The sequence below is a fragment of the Maribellus maritimus genome (genome assembly GCF_022267315.1).
GTDB lineage: Bacteria > Bacteroidota > Bacteroidia > Bacteroidales > Prolixibacteraceae > Draconibacterium > Draconibacterium maritimum.
Genome location: NZ_JAIKLE010000004.1, coordinates 1 through 18,890, shown reverse-complemented (window position 1 = coordinate 18,890; position 18,890 = coordinate 1). Strand labels below are relative to the sequence as shown.

The following is an 18,890-nucleotide window of genomic DNA, read 5'->3' as shown; positions in this document are numbered from 1 at the left end:
GATTGAATAAACATTACTTCAACCACTTATCCAGCCAGTTAAAAAATACGCGCTGCCATAAAATTCCGTTTTGAGGTTGGAGCACCCAATGGTTTTCTTCCGGAAAATAAAGAAACTCAGCTGGCACATCCCTCAAAACAGCAGCATTAAATGCAGCCATTCCCTGTCCGGTTGGCACCCTGAAATCTTTTTCGCCCTGGACAATTAATATTGGCGTATCCCAGTTTTGCACATATTTATGTGGTGAAAAAGAGTACGAACGCTGTGCAGCGGCATTGGATTTATCCCAAAAGGGGCCACCGAGATCCCAGTTTACAAACCACATCTCCTCGGTAGTTGTATACATCTGTTCGAAGTTAAAAATACCATCGTGCGCAATAAATGCTTTAAATCGTCCGTCGTGATGCCCTGCAAGAAACATAACTGAAAACCCGCCATAACTGGCTCCAACTGCACCCAGCCTGGTTTCATCTACAAAAGGTTCTTTCGCCATTTCGTCAATTGCAGTGAGAAGATCTTTTATGTTTTGGCCACCATAATCTTTTGAAATCTGCTCATTCCACTCCTGTCCAAATCCGGGCAATCCACGGCGGTTGGGTGCAACAATTATATAATCATTGGCGGCCATCATCTGGAAATTCCAGCGATAGGACCAAAACTGACTTACCGTACCCTGCGGCCCGCCCTGGTTATACAAAAGTGTGGGATATTTTTTATTAGGATCAAAATGGGGAGGATAAATTACCCAAACCAACATTTGCTTCCCGTCGGTAGTTTCCAGCCAGCGTTCTTCTACTTTTCCCATTGTCAACTGATCGAGTAGTCCTTTATTTACCGAAGTCAGTGCTTCATCTTGCCCGGAAACCGGATCTACAAGATATAATTCAGCCGGCTGTGACATGGAGACTTTTTGTGCGACCAGCTTTTCGCCTGTTGGCAAAACAGTTTGATAATTGTGAACGCCGTCGGTTAAACGAACAATTGAACCATCTACCAAATCGAGCCTGTAAATTTCATCGGTAGCGTGAATATCGCTGATAAAAAAGATTGATTTACTGTCGCTGCTCCATACCAGACCATTTGAATTTTGGTCAAAACTTTCAGAAAAATCTGTTTTTTCACCATTTTCCAAGTCGGCTACAAACAAACGCAATTTGTCCGACTCATAGCCGTCGCGCGCCATACTTTCCCAGGCCACATATTTTCCATTGGGAGAAAAAACGGGGTTCTGGTCATACCCCATCATTCCTGAAGTAAAATTTATTGTTTTGCCCGTTTCCAAACTGTAAAAATAAATATCAGAATTGGTGGAAACAGAATAGGCTTTCCCCTCTTTCTTTTTGCAGGTGTATGCCAGTGTTTTACTATCAACACTCCATGCAATCTGCTCTGTTCCACCAAAAGGTTTCATGGGCGAATCATATTTTTCCCCTTCCATAATGTCCTTCCCTTTTGAAATATTCTCTGAATAATCGGCAATAAAAATGTGATTGTAAGTATAATCGTGCCAGGTATCCCAGTGGCGATACATAATGTTATTTTCAAGCCGGGCATCTGCTTTTGGCAGATCCGGAAAAAGGTCGTGAATGTCTTCGTCGAGTTTTACATTTTTTACATAAAATATTTTCGACTGATCGGGAGAATAGCCAAAGCCCGAAATTCCACCATCGACATGTGTAATTTGTTTGGCTCCGCTTCCGTCCGGCTTTATTTCCCATAGCTGAATCTCTCCCGACTGAGAAGAAAGATAGCCAATTTTTTTCCCATCGGGCCGCCATGCTGCCGACGACTCGTTGACTCCGGTGTTAGTGATATTTTTAGCCTCGCCTCCGGCAACCGGAACGGTATAAATATCACGGTACGATTTATTTTCTTCAATATTATAATAGGTAACCGTGTACAATACTGTTTTACGGTCGGGGGAAACCTGTGCCCCTCCTACTCTGCCAAACGACCAAAGCACTTCGGGTGTCATTTTGTCTGATGAAAGCGTGGGAGTTTCCGGCAAATAATTTTCTGATGAATTTTTCATTTCTTCTTTTTGTGTGCAACTCCAAAATATTGCAATAAGCAAAACAAAACTTAATTTCTTCATTTTATAAATGCTTTAAATTGAATTTTATTCAAAATAAGTAAAATGAATTTTCATCTGAAACGATTTTCCATTAAAACAAAAAAAGGTGCCTTTTCAGACACCTTTTACGATTTGCAAAACCTCATAGAACTAATCGCTGTTTTCGCCGTAGTGATAAACACCATCGTAGTCAAATTCTCCATTATTATAGTCAGTTCCTGTCACCCTGAATTGAACCGAATCCAGCCCGGAAATTTCAAGTTCTCCCAGGTTGAATGAGACAAATGCTTTATAAGGAATACTTTCATCGTCTCCATTGTTATTGTGTCTTAACTCCAACTCAACAGGCTGACTATCGCTTGTTAACTCGCCGGGGTGTTTTACCAGGTTTATAAAATGAACCTTACTGCTTCCCCAGTATTTCAGTTCAAAATTTAACAAGCTGTCAGTCATCCAAACATCAATCACGTTAATAGGATCGTTACCGATACTGTCGTTATTTTCCTCGGTAACGTCGAGAATTCCCTTCATCAAAATTTTCTTTACTGAATTAAGTTTTATATAATATTCAGTAGCTTCTTCTCCTTCACCTGAATTGTCATCCAAAATTGTGTAATTCACTAAAACTCTGTCCCCGTCTTCCACGTAATGAAATACATTAAAACTAGAGGTTACAGGTATCAGCAAATCATCATTATCCATAACAATTCTATACCCGTTGGCATTTGATTCCGTTTCCTGAAAAATGCCAAAGCCAACCCACATGTCTGACAATGAATAATAATCATCATCTTCCAAACATCCTGTTACCAAAAATATAGATGCAATTAACATTGCAAATACAGTTCTCTTCATAGTTCATTAAATTTTAATTGTTTCACGTGCTTAAGACTAAAAAGGCAAGACTAAGGTTGCGTCAATCAAAAAATATGACATTTTTTTTATCTTCATCTGCCAAAATAGGTTTCAATTTTAGATTGGCACAACAATTGCTAACTACGTTTTTATATATATAAATATTTAGATATATTTGAAAAATGAAAAAAATTGAATCTTTAAACAACTTAAAAGAGGTACTGCAACCGAACGAAAACGTTTGGTTATTGTTATATAAAAAAGACTCATCTCAAAGCGATTGTGCATTTGAGAACTATCAAAAAGCTGCACCAAAAGCAGATAAAATTGTTCTTTGTTATGCTGATGTAAATGAAGTTCGTGATATTCATCCGGAATATAAAATCACCAGTGTTCCCTCACTGTTGAACTTTGAAAAAGGAACATTAAAAAATGTGGTAAAAGGATGTCATCAACCGGAACAATTTAACGCCATTTTTGAAAAAGTTGCTTTTGTGTTGGCTGGAAACGGTGAAGGGAAACCGCAAAAAAATGTAACAGTTTATACCACTCCAACCTGCACATGGTGTAATACCATAAAAAGACATTTACAGGAAAACGGAATCAGATACCGCGAAGTTGATGTTTCGAAAGACCAGAAAGCAGCGGAAGAAATGGTCAGGAGAAGCGGACAGCAGGGAGTTCCGCAAACCGATATTAACGGAGAAATAATTGTTGGGTTCGACAGAAACAGAATAAACACTTTATTAGGAATAAATTAAAATCACAATAACATGAAAAAATTGGTATTCATACTGGCGGTTGCAGTTATATCGTTGCAAAGCTGCAATGCAAGCCAGGCAAAAAATAAAAGCAACGAAAAAGCGGAAGCACCAACAGAATCAGTAAGTGCTAAGGCAAGTGACGAAGGTGGCTCGGTAAAACTCACAAAAGAAAAATTTTTAAGTGAAGTGTGGGATTACCAAAACTCACCACAGGAATGGAATTTTAAAGGTGATAAACCTGCGCTTATCGACTTCTATGCCGACTGGTGTGGCCCGTGTAAAATCGCATCGCCAATTCTGGAAGAAATTTCAAAAGAGTATGCCGGAAAAATCACAGTGTATAAAATCGACACACAGGTAGAAAGAGAACTCGCAGGTGTTTTCGGGATTAGCGGAATACCGGCGTTTCTGTATATTCCAAAAGATGGGAAACCTGTGATGACTTCAGGGATAGCCCGTTCGAAAGAGGATACAAAACAAATGTTCAAAGATAATATTGACAAAATTTTGTTAACTTCAAATTAGTTTATTATTAACTATTAATTTTAAAGAATGGTAAAAATGAAAGAATTACAGCCTATTAACCAAAATGTTCTGCTGGAACTGACAGAAGACAACTCAGAACAAACAACCGCTTCTGGGATTATTATTCCCGATTCTGCAAAAGAAAAGCAGGAAGTTGCTAAAGTTGTTGCAATAAGTAACATCGAAAATGCAGAAATAGCGCCAGGTGACGAGGTTCTTTACAAAAGATTTGCAGGAACAGAAATCGACTTCGACGGTAAAAAATACCTGTTGTTGCCGTACTCTGAAATTCTGTCGAAAGTTGTAGAAACCGAATCAATTTAAGCTGTTCTTCAGGATTTTATCATTCTGCCAAAATTTTTCAAAATCGACATAAAGAGCTGGAGGTTAATTAACTTCCAGCTTTTTTATTTCGGTTGTATTTAAAAACTCAACGGTCTTATTAATTCCCTGGTACATTAACACATCGTGATTAACAAAAGCTACCATTTTCCGATATTCCGTTAAAAATTTCTCAAGAAAAGGCGACGTGTGCACCGGCTTTCTAAAATCCATGGCCTGCGCGGCGTTGTACAGTTCTATCGCTAAAATTTTTTCAGTATTCAACACAACTTTTAGTGCTTTAGTTGCCGCATTTCCTCCCATACTTACATGGTCTTCCTGTTCGTTGGAAGAAGGGATAGAATCAACAGAAGCCGGCGTAGCATATTGTTTATTCTGACTGACAATGGAAGCCGCTGCATATTGTGGAATCATAAAACCGGAATTCAATCCGGGTTTTGCCACCAAAAACTCAGGTAGTCCCCGCTCGCCTGAAATTAAACGATAAGTTCGTCGCTCCGAAATACTTCCCAACTCGCTCAGTGCAATAGCAAGAAAATCAAGTGCCAAAGCCAGTGGTTCACCATGAAAATTTCCACCGGAAACAATTTGGTCTTCGTCAGGAAAAACCGTCGGATTATCAGTCACCGAATTTATTTCAGTTTCAAAAACTCCGGCAACATAATTTACTGCATCTTTCACTGCTCCATGAACCTGCGGTATACAACGGAAAGAATAGGGGTCCTGAATGTGTTCTTTTTCTTTCAACTGCATCTCGCTTCTTTCCAAAATCATTCTGAAATTTGCTGCCGTTGTTGCTTGTCCTTTGTGTGGGCGGATTCGCTGAATATTTTCGCCAAAAGGTTCAATCAAACCGTCAAAAGCATCCAGTGAAAGTGCTCCAATTATGTCACCCTGATCGATAATCCGAAAGGTTTTCAGCAAAGTATAAACACCGTGAGCACTCATAAACTGAGTTCCATTCAAAAGTGCCAATCCTTCTTTTGCTTCCAGTTTTACAGGCTTCCACTCCATTCTCTTCAGCACTGATTTTGAAGCAACTTTTTGGCCTTCAAAATATACCTCTCCTAAGCCAAGCAAAGGTAAAAACAACATTGCCAACGGAGCCAAATCGCCACTGGCTCCCAGTGAACCTTGTTCGCAAACTACCGGTAATATATTGTTGTTAAACAAATCGATAATTCGCTGAACAGTTTTTAATTGTACTGCTGAATTTCCTTTTGATAGTGCATGTGCTTTTAACAGCAGCATCAATTTTACAACCTCAGCCGGGACTTCAGGCCCAACATTACAGGCGTGCGAAATCACCAGATTTTCCTGCAATTTACTTAATTCGTCTTTCGAAATTTCTATATCACACAAAGCTCCAAAACCAGTGTTTATTCCGTACAACGGCTTTTCAGACTCTTCTAATTTTTTATCGAGATAATTTTTACTTGTTATAATGAGTTGCTTTGACTTTTCTGAAAGTTCGAGTTTAATGTTATTTTCAAGAATTTCCTGAATTTGTTCAAAAGTGAGATTTTCGGGTGTTATTTGAAATGTATGATTTGCCATGACAAAATTTAAAAATTTGTAAAAAGAAAAAGTTGATTTTAAAAGTCCAACTGTGAGGATAGTAAACAACATCCTTCTACTTCGCTCAGGATGACGACACAGTTAGCGCAGCCAAACAATCAGGGAAACCTGATGTCTCCCCCGGCACTTTTTACAAATCTGAATTTTAAGATCATCGCCTCAATTTTGAAGCAATTTCGTAGAAGTAGAATGATTAGGAAAGGATTTTTATCAGTTCTTCGGCGGTCACACTTTTTTGCTCGCCGCTCTCCATATTTTTCAAAGTAAATTTTCCCTCGTTCATTTCTGATTCGCCAGCCAAAACCACATAGGGAATATCCTTTTTATTGGCATAATTCATCTGCTTTTTCATTTTGGCATTTTCAGGAAATATCTCGGCATTTATATTGTTTTTCCGAAGCTGAGCCAAAACCGGCAAACAGTACGCTTCTTCTTTTTCACCAAAATTTACAAACATTACTTTTGTTGTTTCCAACGATTCCTGAGGGAAAAGATCGAGTTGAGTAAGCACATCAAAAATACGCTCGGCACCAAACGAAACACCAACTCCGGAAACATCGGGCAGGCCAAAAATCCCGGTTAAGTCATCGTATCTCCCTCCACCGCAGATACTTCCAATGGCAACATCTTTGGCTTTTACTTCGAAAATTGCACCGGTGTAATAGTTTAAGCCACGGGCAAGCGTTAAATCCAACTCCACCTCTGTTTGCAAATCAAGTCTTTCAACATAGCCAAATAATGTTTTAATTTCCTCCACTCCCTTTATTCCAATTTCTGAAGCAGCCAGAACATTTTCGAGTTGAGTAATTTTTTCAGCAGAACTTCCTTCCAAAGCTAAAATAGGTTGCAATTTTTGAATCGCCTCATCGGAAACTCCTTTTTCTGAAAGCTCCTGATTTACTTTTTCCAGGCCAATTTTTTCCAGTTTATCGATGGCAACGGTAATATCAACAATCCGTTCATTTTCACCAATAATTTCAGCAATTCCTGCTAAAATTTTCCGGTTATTAATTTTTACAACAGTATTAATTTTCAGCTGAGCAAAAACATCGTCGATGATTTGCACCAACTCCATTTCATTGAGCAAACTGTTACTGCCAATTACATCCACATCGCATTGGTAAAATTCGCGATAACGTCCTTTTTGCGGACGATCGGCACGCCAAACCGGCTGAATCTGGTAACGTTTAAACGGGAAAGTAATATCGTTTCGGTATTGCACCACAAAGCGCGCAAACGGAACAGTTAAGTCGTAACGTAATCCTTTTTCTGAAATTTCCGAAGTCAGTTTAACTGAATCTTTTTCAGCGTAAACCTCATTAGAAACTTTTGACACAAAATCTCCCGAATTCAAAATCTTGAATAAGAGTTTATCACCTTCTTCCCCGTATTTTCCCATCAACGTGGAAAGATTTTCCATTGCCGGTGTTTCAATCGACTGAAAACCGTACAACCGAAAAACATCTTTTATGGTATCGAAAATATAATTTCGTTTCACCATTTCAATTGGTGAAAAATCGCGCGTTCCCTTGGGAATAGAAGGTTTTTGTGCCATCCTTTTCAATTTTAAGGGGACAAAAGTAAGGAAAATGTAAACGATTTACGAATTTCGGAAAATGAAAAACCAGATGAAATTACATCAGTTCTAACTCCTTTATCAATTTATCAAGATATTCAGCGCAGCCTGCTTCACCTTCCTTAGGCGCCCATGAAGCAAAATTTTTATCATCGGCCTGAACATACGGCCCATCTTTAATTTCGTAAACAACAGTACCTGATTCCAGCGAAACGACAGTATGCCAAACTTTCGGAGGCACTTCCACTCCGTAAATTCCGGTTGAATGATGCAAAATTACTTGTTCCGTGATTTCACCTAAGTCATTAAAAAAAATCATAGTAAGTTTTCCCTTTAACAGGAGAAAAACTTCGCGTTTATCCGGATTTTCGTGTTTGTGCGGCTGCACGTATGTACCCGGCTCAAATGCATTGAGCATCCTGTTAATTGGGTCGTCGTATGTAAAATGAAAATTATAATTCGCGCGCTTTCGTTCTCTTTTTTGTGCTTCGCCGATTACATCGGCAAGTAACTTTTTATCAATCTTTTGAATCTCCGGATTTTTTTTCAAAATAATCAGTTAAAAAATTTAAATGTCAGCGGGTATTTGTAATGTTGTCCGTTATTCGCCGCAACGGTTCCCATAATCACTAAAATTAACCAGGCAATTCCAAATCCAACCAAAAGTAAGATTCCAATTCCAACAATTATAAACAAAACTGAAACAATAAGAATCAGTGTCCATGTAATCTGAAAATTAAGAACCTCTTTTCCGGTTTCATTTACAAATTCGTATTCGTCTTTTTTTATCAGATAAATAATCAGAGGCCCAATTACGTTTCCTAACGGAATTCCGATTAATGTTGCCAGCGCTGCCAGGTGAACAAACATTCCCCATTGTTTCTCATTCGGATCGGTAACTATTCGTTCCATAATTTTAAGGTTTTATTCATCTAAATTAAACATTTTTTGTTTTTTCGCAGAACGAATTTTTTCAAAATTGCCAATATGGAAGACAAAAAGAAAGACGGGCGTTACAACAGAATATACAAACAGCTAAGCGAGCTTGTTTTAAAAAGCAACAACACTTCGGCAAGAATGGCTACCGTTATTGCAGTACTACACCATAAAATGGATACTTTTTTTTGGACCGGTTTTTATTTACTGGTGGACGGCCAAATGACTGTAAATATGTATCAGGGACCTGTGGCCTGCCAGGTTCTCGAAAAAGATAAAGGTGTTTGCTGGGCCGCCTTCAACAAAAAAGAAACGGTAATCGTAAAAGATGTACATCAATTTCCCGGGCACATTGCCTGCGACTCGCGCTCAAAATCTGAGATTGTTGTTCCTCTAAAAAACAAAAAGGGAGAGATCAGCGGAGTTCTTGATGTTGACAGCAACGAACTGGCTTCGTTTAACGAAACCGATGCCAAATGGCTGGAAAAAATAGTAGCGTTAATTTACCAATAAATTCCATTTCAAATCGCCGGGTTCATCATCTTAATACAAAATCAAAATATACTATGGATCTACTTTTCACGGACAGAAATTCCTACGGCCCATACTTCCTGAAAAAATAATAAATCGAAACTTTTAACGAAATGTTAATTTGAATTTGTAATCATTTCTATTAATTATCGAACAAACATATTACTTTTGATATGATATTAAAGGACCAAAACGCAAAATATGGGATTAGATAAAAACTATTCCGACGAAAAGAAGCAAATTACGAAGATAGTAGTTATTGAAGATAATGAGAATTTTGTAAAATATTTATATAGTTTTTTTAAATTTCGCTCCCAGCACAAAATAATTCATCATTTTTTTAATTGCAAAGATGCAATGAACTCGGAAAGTTTGGGATTGGCAAAAATCCTGTTGCTGGACATCAAGCTTCCGCAAGAAAGTGGGTTGGAGGCTTTGCCATCCATCCTGAAAGAATACCCCAATCTCAAGGTAATAGTTTTAACATCGTTTAAAGATGACGAGATGCTTTTTGAAGCGCTTCAAAAAGGTGCGGTTGGTTACATTTTAAAAACAGATTGTTTTGAACATTTGGAAAACGCGATTGAACAGGCAAAACTTGGAGGAATGCTTTTTTCGCCATCAATGGCACAAAAAATTCTAAACCATTTCAAACCAAAACCTGTGGAAAAAAATAATTTGACCCGCAGAGAAAATGAGGTGCTCCAATTATTAAAAGCAGGATTTACAAAAAAAGAAATGGCAGCAAAATTAAACATAAGTTACAATACAGTAGATACCCATGTAAAAAACATTTACAAAAAATTAAATGTAAACTCAAACATTAGAGCGGCAAACAAGAACAATTAACATAATTATTGCACCAAATTAAAAAATCACGTTTTTACGTTATTTTATTAAACATTTCATATGAATACTTTTGCTTTTCCTTAGACCAAGACTAATGAAAAATGAAATTATTCTCAAAAATTAAAAAGGACATTTATTCTTCAAAAGCCAAAAAGATTCAGGAAGAAATTGACTTAATAAAACAAAGGAAAAATTCCGACACATGCGAATTACTTTGTTCTAAATTATTTCATTTTTCGAAACTGGATGTAAAAGCGCCACTAGATTTAAGAAATTGTTTTCTGGAAAATGCCAAATTAAATAATATAATACTCTCACGAATTTGTTTTTGGAGTTCAAATTTAAAAAAAGCAAATTTCACCAATGCGTATTTGTATCAGGTTGATTTTTGGAAAGCAGATCTGTCAGAAACAAATTTCGCCAATGCCGAATTAAAAAGTTGTGTATTGGCTCAAACAAATCTCCAAAATTCGATATTGACAGGAGCAAATTTGAAAAATGCTCGTATGGAAAATGCGAACTTAACAAATGCAGATTTTACTGAGGCCAATTTAAAATGGGCTAGAATTGATCTTTACCAGCTTAAATCGGTAAAAAGTTTAAAAAATACAATAATGCCCGACGGAACAGAATTCTCTTCTTCTTGGCAAAAATTAATAGAAAGCTCTGAAATACCTGAAACTCAGAATTACATTTAAATCCGGGAAGCGAATTAACAGACTACAACCAGCTCCACTTCCAGATTTTATTTTAGTACAATAACAAAACTCTGTTATTTTGAATAATTATAAATATTCAAAAAGTAACAAACATCTCCGGCAAAAAACATCAATTTCAATTTGAAGATTTTATTTTTAAAAAATTTTTAAATTGAAACTATAAACCAGTAAAAAATGACAAACCAAAGTAGTGCCATTAAATTTTATAGTGGCGAACAGATTCCGGTGGAGCTCCACAAAGTAAGAATCGTACAAAAGCTATTCTTGAAACCTATTGAAGAAAGAAAAGCAGCCGTTGAGGAAGCCGGATTTAATACATTCCTGTTAAATACAAAAGATATCTTCCTTGATATGCTTACCGACTCCGGAACCAACGCGATGAGTGACAATCAGGTGTCTTCTATGTTGCAGGCTGACGATGCCTATGCTGGCTCGCAAAGTTTCTACCGTATGGAAGAAGCTGCCCGCGAGGTTTTTGGAAAACACTATGTTTTACCGGTTCACCAGGGACGCGCTGCCGAAAATATTGTATCGCAGGTTTTTATAAAAAAGGGCGAAGTAATTCCTATGAACTATCACTTTACCACAACCAAAGAGCACATGGAACTTAACGGAGGTAAAGTATTGGAAATATATAAAGATGACGCACTTGATATTAAAAGTACAAAGCCATTTAAAGGAAATATAGACATTGATAAATTAAAAGCTGTTTTTGAAAAATACGGTAAAGATAAAGTAGCTTTTGTAAGAATGGAAGCATCGACAAACCTGATTGGCGGGCAACCGTTTTCCATGCAAAATATGCGCGATGTAAAAGCCGTTTGTGAACAGAATGATACGATGATGGTGCTCGACGCCAGTTTAATTGGTGAAAATGCATACTTTATTAAACAACGCGAAGAAGAATTTAAAAATGCCGAAATAAAAGATATCCTGCTGGAGATGTGCGGATACGCCGACTTGGTGTACTTCTCGAGCCGTAAAGTAAGTTCAACACGTGGTGGTGGAATTTTAACAAACAGTAAAGACCTGTATTTAAAAATGCGTGATTTGCTGGTACTGTACGAAGGATTCCTCACATACGGCGGTATGTCGGTTCGCGAAATTGAAGCCATGGCAGTGGGCTTAAAAGAAACCTGCGACGACACAGTTATAAGCCAGTCGCCATCTTTTATCAAATATGCTGTTGACAACCTCGACAAAGCAGGTATCCCGGTAATTACACCAGCCGGAGCACTGGGTTGCCATATCGATGCGATGGGATTTTTACCCCATGTTCCTCAACAGGAGTATCCTGCCGGTGCCTTAGCTACTGCATTATACATTATCTCAGGAATTCGCGGGATGGAAAGGGGAACTATTTCAAGTGTACGCGACGAAAATGGAGATGATGTTCTCGCTGATGTTGAATTGCTTCGTTTGGCATTCCCACGGCGGGTATTTACACTTTCACAAACCATGTTTGTAGTTGACCGTGTAAAATGGCTTTTTGACAATCGTGAATTGGTGGGCGGTTTACAATGGATTGAAGAGCCGCCTTTACTGCGTTTCTTTATGGGACGATTAGAAGCCATAGGTGACTGGCCTGAAAAATTAATGGCAAAATTCAAAGAAGATTTTGGAGATTCTTTGTAGAAAGCTGGAAGAAATTCAACCAAAAACCATTTATTATAATATCAAGGGGGAATCAGAAATGGTTCCCTTTTTTCGTAAAAAAATATCATTTATTTTTATCATCATTTTATCGTTCAATTTAAAACTAAACATCAAGTTATGGTCGACTGGAATAAAGTCAGAGAAGAGTTCCCTGTTTGTAAAAAATATATCTATCTGAATCCGGCAGGTGGTTCTCCGGTTTCAAAAAGTGCTGCCACTGAAGGGAAACGCTTCTATGATGAAATGCTTGAATTTGGTGATACATACTGGGACAACTGGCTGGAAAGAACAGAAAAGATAAGGAGTAACCTTGCTGGTTTTATCGGCGCAGAAAAAGCAGAAATCGGATTTACCACCAACACTTCACATGGAATGAACCTTGTAGCTCAATTCCTAAAAAATAAAGGAACCGTTCTTACCATGCGTGACGAATTTCCGTCGACTACTTTTCCCTGGTTGAATCAGAAGGCTGAAATAAAATTTGTTGAACCGGTTGAAAATACTTTTCCGCTAAATGAAATTGAAAAAGCAATTACACCAGATGTCAAAATCCTTATAACAAGCTACGTCCAGTATAAAACCGGTTTTCGACAGGATTTAGAAGCATTAGGGAAACTTTGTAAAAGAAAAAACCTCATTTTTGTAGTAAATGCAACGCAAGCTTTGGGAATCTTCCCGGTTGATGTAAAAAAATGCAATATTGATTTTCTGATGTTTACCGGGTTAAAATGGGCAACTGCAGGTTACGGAATCGGAGGTTTATATATCAATAATAAATGGTTAAAAAAAGAGGATTTCCCGTTTGCCGGCTGGAGAAGTGTAAAAGAGCCGGAAAAAATGAACAATACTGACCTCGATTTAAAAAACGAAGCATCGGTAATCGAATCAGGGTGCCCGCATTTCCCGAACATTTTTGCTTTGGGAGGAGCGCTTGAGATGTTCAAAAAAATTGGTGCTGAAAATGTTGTTAACCGGGTATTGTTTCTTAATCATTTTCTGGAAGATAAACTCACAAAAATGGGTATCGGGGTTATCTACCAAAAGGAAGATAGACACCGATCCGGAATATTAATTGCACGAATTCCAAACGCAAAAAAGATAGTAGAAGAACTATTCAAAAAAAATATTATCGTTTCAGCGCGAGGCGAAGGAGTTCGGATTTCAACAAGTATTTTCAACAACGAAGAGGATATTGAAACCTTAATCCGCGAATTAAAAACACTTTTGAACTAACTTTTCAAAATCTCCGGAACAGCATTAAGAACAAAAGATTAAAACAAAAACAGACAATCTATTTATTAGGAGAAAAATTATTAGTATATTTTATAGCAAAATCAAAAATTACTAATCAATGGATTTTCCGCTATTTCATCTCGATTTTATGGGGAACCGTTTACTGGTTGCCATAATTGCCATTTTACATGTTGTAATCAACCACTCACTGGCTGTGGGATTTGCCCCGCTGGTTACATTTCTGGAATTCAGGGGATATCAGAAAAAACAAGTAAGTCCTGAAGAGGGAGCAGCCTGGGACGAAACCGCAAGAAAGCTGCTTTTCACCGCTTTTATAATCACAACAACAGTAGGCGCATTAACCGGTGTTGGAATTTGGTTTGCTGCATCACTTGCCAACCCGGCATCGCTTGGCAGTTTAATCCGGGTATTCTATTTTGCCTGGTTTACTGAGTGGATCATTTTTGTACTGGAAGTCGTATTTATTATGATCTATTTTCTTACCTGGAAACGATCCAATGAAAATCCAAAACGAAAAAGAAAACATATTTTATTTGGGCTTTGGCTGAGTATTTTTTCGTGGCTTACCATGGCTATTATTGTTGCTATTCTCGGTTTTATGATGGATCCGGGAAGTTGGATAAATCATAAAACATTATTTAGTGGTTTTACCAACCCAATATATTTCCCGCAACTTATTTTCCGCACCCCGATTGCGATGATGATGGCAGGTTGTATTGCTCTTCTGATAACTGCTTACATCCTGAAAAGAGGCAATCCATATCGTCCCGGCCTGCTTAAACACATTTCATTCTGGATTTTGCTTTGGACCCCTGTTGCGGCTGCAGGAGCTTTTATTTATTACTGGTTTATTCCCAGATCAATGATTGGAAATCTGCCTGTTGCACTTGGAACCCAACAATTTCAGGACTGGTACGATTCACTTTTAACGGTAATGATTGTGGTGGTTTCCATTGGTTTTGCAGTAAGTATTCTCGGAACATTTGCACCCAGGCGCTTGCCTAAACACCTTTTATTTATTCCTGTAGTTGCCTCCATCCTGTTTTTAGGAACCTTTGAACGTTTACGCGAATTTATACGAAAACCTTATGTTATTGGCGATTATATGTATGCCAATGGAATATTGGTTGAGGAATATCCCTTATATCAGCAAACCGGATTATTAAAAAATTCGCCTTACTCATCCGTTTCAGAAATAACAGACGCAAACAGGTTAAAAGCCGGAGAAGAAGTTTTTAACCTGGCCTGTACCCGTTGTCACACAACACACGGTGTAAATTCGGTAGTTAACCGTTTTGAAAGAATGTACGGCACAGAAAATCCTTTAAATGTGGAAGCGATGAAAGTTTACATGAAATCGATGCATAATGTGAGGTATTACATGCCGCCATTTCCCGGAAATGACATGGAGCTGGATGCGCTTGCCTGGTATATTCAGCACCAGCAGGCCGAACCAAAACCACTGGAAGGGCCGCAAATTAAAGGCGTAGATGTAAAAGAAATAAAATACTAACCGGATAAAACCAAATCAACCATGATAAATGCTGTAATTACACAAATACCCGTTCCCAAGGATATTCCTCTGCCACTGCCACTGCCCGAATGGATATTGGTAGCTATTTTAATTTTTTCATTTCTTCTGCACATACTTTTTATCAATCTGATGGTAGGTGGAAGTATTCTTACTTTTTGGTATGAATGGAAAGGTTTAAAAAACAAAGACCACGACAAACTGGCCCGCGAAATTGCTGCAACAATTACGGTAAATAAAAGTCTGGCGGTAGTTTTAGGAGTTGCACCTTTACTGTCGATAAACGTTCTTTACACCTTGTATTTCTATTCTTCAAATGCTTTAACCGGAAACATGTGGATATCAATTGTCCCATGGGTTTCTGTCGCGTTTCTGCTGATATACCTTCACAAATATTCCTGGGACAAGCTGGCCGAAAACAAAACCTTGCACCTCAGTATTCTTGCGCTTGGTGTTTTTAGTTTTCTAATGATTCCATTTATATTTTTAACGAACATTAACCTGATGCTTTTTCCGGAAAAATGGGGTGAGGTACAGGGATTTTTTAGTGCCCTTACGCTGCCCAATGTGTTTCCACGATATTTCCATTTTATAACCGCCTGCCTTGCAATAACCGGCGTGTTCCTGGCGGTTTATTTTGGAAGAAAAAGTTACAATACAGAATCGAAGTTCGAACACATAACAAAAGCTGATTTGCAAAAAAGTATGCTGACACTGGCGCTCGCTGCCACGGGGTTTCAGTTTATTTTCGGACCGCTTCTATTTTTAACCTTACCCACAAAAGGAGTAACATGGGGATTATTCTGGGTAATTCTGGCAGGTGTAACAGTAGCTGTTATTATTCTTCTGCAGCTTTGGAAGATGATAAAACAAAATGAAACAATTGGCAGACGTTTTTATCTTATTTTGGGTTTATTCACCATTCTCGTGGCATTTATGGGAACAGGACGACACATGTATCGTGAATCGGCATTAAAAACCCATAAAACGATGATGGCAGAACGGACCGCTGCACACTGGGAAGCCGTAAAAAAGGCACATGAAAATGTTTTAATGCCGTCAGTTCAAACAGGGGAAGGAACAATTAGCCCGGGGGAAGCGCTTTTTAAAAACAACTGTGCTGTTTGCCATGCTGCAAATACGCGTTTGGTAGGGCCATCGATGGCGGAAGCTGCTCCCGTATACGACGGAAACATCGAAGGACTAAAACAGTGGATAAAAAAGCCCGGAAGAAAAAGGATGGATTACCCTGCAATGACAGGTTTTCCTAATCTAAGCGAACAGCAACTTACCGATATTTCAAATTTTGTTTTACAAAAAGATTGGAATTAGCCGACAAATACCAATCATTGGTGTAAATATGGAGTATCCAAAGTTGAGTCCTTCAAAATTTCGACATAACTACCTCCCGCAACTAAAATACATTTCTGTTAAAATGCCATAATTGTTCAAATTTAAGCAACGGGGACCTATAAATTTTGCTTTGTCAATAGATATAAAAAAGATGGGGACTATCGGCGTAAAGTTCCAACCGAAAATTTAAAAAAGCAGTGAAGTTTCACATTCACGCATCTAAATCTGAGACGGGGACCAACCAACTGGATAAAGCACGATTACCTAAACAGATTTAACGCAGCAAAAAAGACAAAACTTTCAGTTCTAAAAAATGTTATAACTTCGTTGTTCGATAAATCGGAATTATTATATGAAAATCAGTCCGCGTATTCAATTCTTAATAAAAAATGGATTAAAAGGTTTGGCCTGGATGGCACTGCTTCTGGCAGCTTATTTTTTATTTAAAAAACTGGTTTTATCAAATGCTTCCGATGAATGGATTCAGCAATTTTATGCCCGGCCTGAAATAATTTATCTAATTTACTCGGCTTCCGAATTTTTCTTTGGTGTGATTCCTCCTGAAATTTTTATGATTTGGGCTTTTAACAAAGCTGATACTCTTCACTATGTTTTAAATGTCGGTTTTTTTGCTGTGGTCTCCTATATAATGGGATATGTCACTTTTTTAATCGGACAATTCTTTTTCAAAAAAACAACCTTTCGTTTTATCCGAAAAAAATTCTTTAGTCAACAATGGCCACTCATCCACAAATATGGCCTGTTCCTGATAATTGTTGCTGCGCTTACTCCCCTCCCCTGGTCGGCTGTTAGCTTATTGATTGGTTCCGCAGGATACCCATCAAAAAGGTACCTGAAATATGCTTTGTTCCGATTCCTGCGTTTTGCCCTCTACGGATATATTATTTTTCAAAGCCATCAGATCTGATTGCAATCAAAAACATCCTTAAAGCTAATTTGTTATCTTAAGAATAACGCTCAATAGTTAATTGACGAAAACAAACAGATTTCTGTCGATAAAAAAGCAAGTATTGTTTCATTTTAGGGCTACTCAGAACAATTTGCTTTTCAGCAGAAAAAGTATTCACACTTTCTGAAATGAATTTAGCTTTATGAAAACAAGATTAGTCATACTGATATTACTCTTATTTACAACGGAAATTATGGCAGAAAATATAGAAAAAGCTACGCTTGGCGGAGGATGCTTTTGGTGTACAGAAGCAGTGTATTTGCAACTAAACGGAGTTGTTGAAGTAAAACCGGGGTACAGTGGAGGACACGTCAAAAATCCTTCATACAAAGAAGTTTGTACCGGAAGAACAGGACACGCTGAAGTTGTTCAGCTCACCTACAACCCTGAAAAAGTAAGCTTTTCAGAAATTCTCGAAGTGTTTTTTATGACCCATGACCCAACTACACTTAACCGACAGGGAAATGATGTGGGAACGCAGTATCGCTCAGCCATTTTTTATCACAACCAGCAACAAAAGGAAATTGCAGAGGAGATTATTCAGGAATTTGAAAAAGAAAAAGTTTACGACTCCCCTATTGTTACAGAAGTTACTCCGTTTGAAAAATTTTATATTGCAGAAGATTATCACATCAACTATTTTGAAAGAAACAAAAATCAACCGTATTGCCAGTTTGTAGTTGCACCAAAAGTGGAAAAATTTCAAAAAATTTTTAAAGACAAGGTAAAAAAACAAAACTGATGTAAATAATATTTCCTAAATTAGATAACTCAAACAATTTATGATGAAAAAAGTGCTTTTTGTCCTATTTCTGGCAACTTACTCACTTCCTTCGTTTTCTCAAAGCGAATTTTCTCATAATGAAGGAGATACGACTTATACAATGAAACGATATGTTTTTATGTTGCTTGAAAGTGGCGAAACAAAAAGTAAAGATTCAACAGAAGCTGCTCAATTTCAGGAATTACACCTTTCTCATTTAAACAATTTAGCGGAGTCAGGAAAACTTATAGTTGCCGGCCCGTTTGAAGGAGGAGGAGAACACCGCGGACTGTTAATTTTTGATGTCGATACGGTTGATGAAGCTTTAAAACTGGAAGGGGAAGACCCAATGGTAAAAACCGACCGGCTGCGGATGAACGCTTTCTACTGGTGGGGAGCAAAGGGAACAGTAATTAAATAGTAGCTATTTGGAAAAATATACAAACCTTTTTTATTGAAATTATCAAGATCGACCGGTAATTAACAAAACCCGAGTTTAAACAAAAACCCGGGTTTTTGAGCACTATCTCATAAACTGTGTAAATAGGAATACCGGGGGTTGCAACCCCCGGTATTTTTTGTTTAATTTTAAACTTTATGCAGTAATGAAAAAA

The 18,890-nt window shown here is 37.8% G+C and carries 19 protein-coding genes; 13 read left to right on the top strand and 6 right to left on the bottom strand.

The genetic code is table 11. The features are described from left to right. Positions 1-13: 13 nt before the first annotated feature. Positions 14-2,095, bottom strand: a complete 2,082-nt coding sequence (locus K5G00_RS04740) for a S9 family peptidase (protein ID WP_238764640.1) — start codon at positions 2,093-2,095, stop codon at positions 14-16. A gap of 129 nt (positions 2,096-2,224) precedes the next feature. After that, a complete protein-coding gene (locus tag K5G00_RS04735; RefSeq protein ID WP_238764638.1) occupies positions 2,225-2,929 on the bottom strand; it encodes a NigD1/NigD2 family lipoprotein in 705 nt (234 codons plus the stop codon). A gap of 182 nt (positions 2,930-3,111) precedes the next feature. Between K5G00_RS04735 and K5G00_RS04730 the strand changes: the two genes are divergently transcribed. Genes K5G00_RS04730 through K5G00_RS04720 form a run of 3 tightly spaced genes read left to right on the top strand, consistent with a single transcriptional unit; the run spans position 3,112 to position 4,542 of the window. Further along, on the top strand, positions 3,112-3,690 hold the full coding sequence (locus K5G00_RS04730) for a thioredoxin family protein (protein WP_238764637.1): 579 nt from the start codon (positions 3,112-3,114) through the stop codon (positions 3,688-3,690). Between the two features lie 12 nt (positions 3,691-3,702). Beyond that, a complete protein-coding gene (locus K5G00_RS04725; protein WP_238764636.1) occupies positions 3,703-4,218 on the top strand; it encodes a thioredoxin domain-containing protein in 516 nt (171 codons plus the stop codon). 36 nt (positions 4,219-4,254) lie between these two features. Further along, positions 4,255-4,542 carry a co-chaperone GroES gene (locus K5G00_RS04720; RefSeq protein WP_158868621.1) on the top strand — a complete coding sequence of 96 codons (288 nt, stop codon included), beginning with the start codon at positions 4,255-4,257 and terminating at the stop codon, positions 4,540-4,542. 63 nt (positions 4,543-4,605) lie between these two features. On the opposite strand, the gene hutH is transcribed toward K5G00_RS04720, so the two are convergent. From hutH to K5G00_RS04700, 4 genes are all read right to left on the bottom strand, one after another. After that, positions 4,606-6,117 carry a histidine ammonia-lyase gene (gene hutH / locus K5G00_RS04715; RefSeq protein WP_238764635.1) on the bottom strand — a complete coding sequence of 504 codons (1,512 nt, stop codon included), beginning with the start codon at positions 6,115-6,117 and terminating at the stop codon, positions 4,606-4,608. Positions 6,118-6,331: 214 nt separating this feature from the next. Next, positions 6,332-7,693 carry a histidine--tRNA ligase gene (gene hisS / locus K5G00_RS04710; protein ID WP_238764634.1) on the bottom strand — a complete coding sequence of 454 codons (1,362 nt, stop codon included), beginning with the start codon at positions 7,691-7,693 and terminating at the stop codon, positions 6,332-6,334. Between the two features lie 79 nt (positions 7,694-7,772). Continuing rightward, complete coding sequence (locus K5G00_RS04705) at positions 7,773-8,264, bottom strand: WbuC family cupin fold metalloprotein (protein WP_238764633.1); 492 nt, start codon at positions 8,262-8,264, stop codon at positions 7,773-7,775. A gap of 5 nt (positions 8,265-8,269) precedes the next feature. Then, the gene (locus tag K5G00_RS04700) at positions 8,270-8,626 is read right to left on the bottom strand and encodes a DUF4870 domain-containing protein (RefSeq protein WP_238764632.1); all 357 of its coding nucleotides are present in this window, start codon (positions 8,624-8,626) and stop codon (positions 8,270-8,272) included. A 75-nt stretch (positions 8,627-8,701) separates the two neighbouring features. Between K5G00_RS04700 and K5G00_RS04695 the strand changes: the two genes are divergently transcribed. From K5G00_RS04695 to K5G00_RS04650, 10 genes are all read left to right on the top strand, one after another. Then, positions 8,702-9,163 carry a GAF domain-containing protein gene (locus tag K5G00_RS04695; RefSeq protein ID WP_238764630.1) on the top strand — a complete coding sequence of 154 codons (462 nt, stop codon included), beginning with the start codon at positions 8,702-8,704 and terminating at the stop codon, positions 9,161-9,163. 219 nt (positions 9,164-9,382) lie between these two features. Further along, positions 9,383-10,030 (top strand): LuxR C-terminal-related transcriptional regulator, encoded by a 648-nt coding sequence (locus K5G00_RS04690; protein ID WP_238764629.1) that lies wholly within the window; start codon positions 9,383-9,385, stop codon positions 10,028-10,030. Between the two features lie 101 nt (positions 10,031-10,131). Next, the gene (locus tag K5G00_RS04685; protein ID WP_238764627.1) at positions 10,132-10,728 is read left to right on the top strand and encodes a pentapeptide repeat-containing protein; all 597 of its coding nucleotides are present in this window, start codon (positions 10,132-10,134) and stop codon (positions 10,726-10,728) included. A gap of 195 nt (positions 10,729-10,923) precedes the next feature. Continuing rightward, positions 10,924-12,384: a tryptophanase gene (locus K5G00_RS04680; protein WP_238764625.1), complete on the top strand. Its 1,461-nt coding sequence runs from the start codon at positions 10,924-10,926 to the stop codon at positions 12,382-12,384. A 138-nt stretch (positions 12,385-12,522) separates the two neighbouring features. Further along, entirely contained in the window at positions 12,523-13,638 is a 1,116-nt protein-coding gene (locus K5G00_RS04675) for an aminotransferase class V-fold PLP-dependent enzyme (protein ID WP_238764623.1), read from the top strand. 118 nt (positions 13,639-13,756) lie between these two features. After that, complete coding sequence (locus K5G00_RS04670) at positions 13,757-15,172, top strand: c-type cytochrome (protein ID WP_238764622.1); 1,416 nt, start codon at positions 13,757-13,759, stop codon at positions 15,170-15,172. 21 nt (positions 15,173-15,193) lie between these two features. Beyond that, positions 15,194-16,522 (top strand): c-type cytochrome, encoded by a 1,329-nt coding sequence (locus K5G00_RS04665; RefSeq protein WP_238764621.1) that lies wholly within the window; start codon positions 15,194-15,196, stop codon positions 16,520-16,522. A 373-nt stretch (positions 16,523-16,895) separates the two neighbouring features. Continuing rightward, the gene (locus K5G00_RS04660) at positions 16,896-17,471 is read left to right on the top strand and encodes a hypothetical protein (protein WP_238764620.1); all 576 of its coding nucleotides are present in this window, start codon (positions 16,896-16,898) and stop codon (positions 17,469-17,471) included. A 184-nt stretch (positions 17,472-17,655) separates the two neighbouring features. After that, positions 17,656-18,255: a peptide-methionine (S)-S-oxide reductase MsrA gene (gene msrA, locus K5G00_RS04655; protein ID WP_238764619.1), complete on the top strand. Its 600-nt coding sequence runs from the start codon at positions 17,656-17,658 to the stop codon at positions 18,253-18,255. A 40-nt stretch (positions 18,256-18,295) separates the two neighbouring features. Beyond that, complete coding sequence (locus tag K5G00_RS04650) at positions 18,296-18,697, top strand: YciI family protein (protein ID WP_238764618.1); 402 nt, start codon at positions 18,296-18,298, stop codon at positions 18,695-18,697. Positions 18,698-18,890 lie beyond the last annotated feature (193 nt).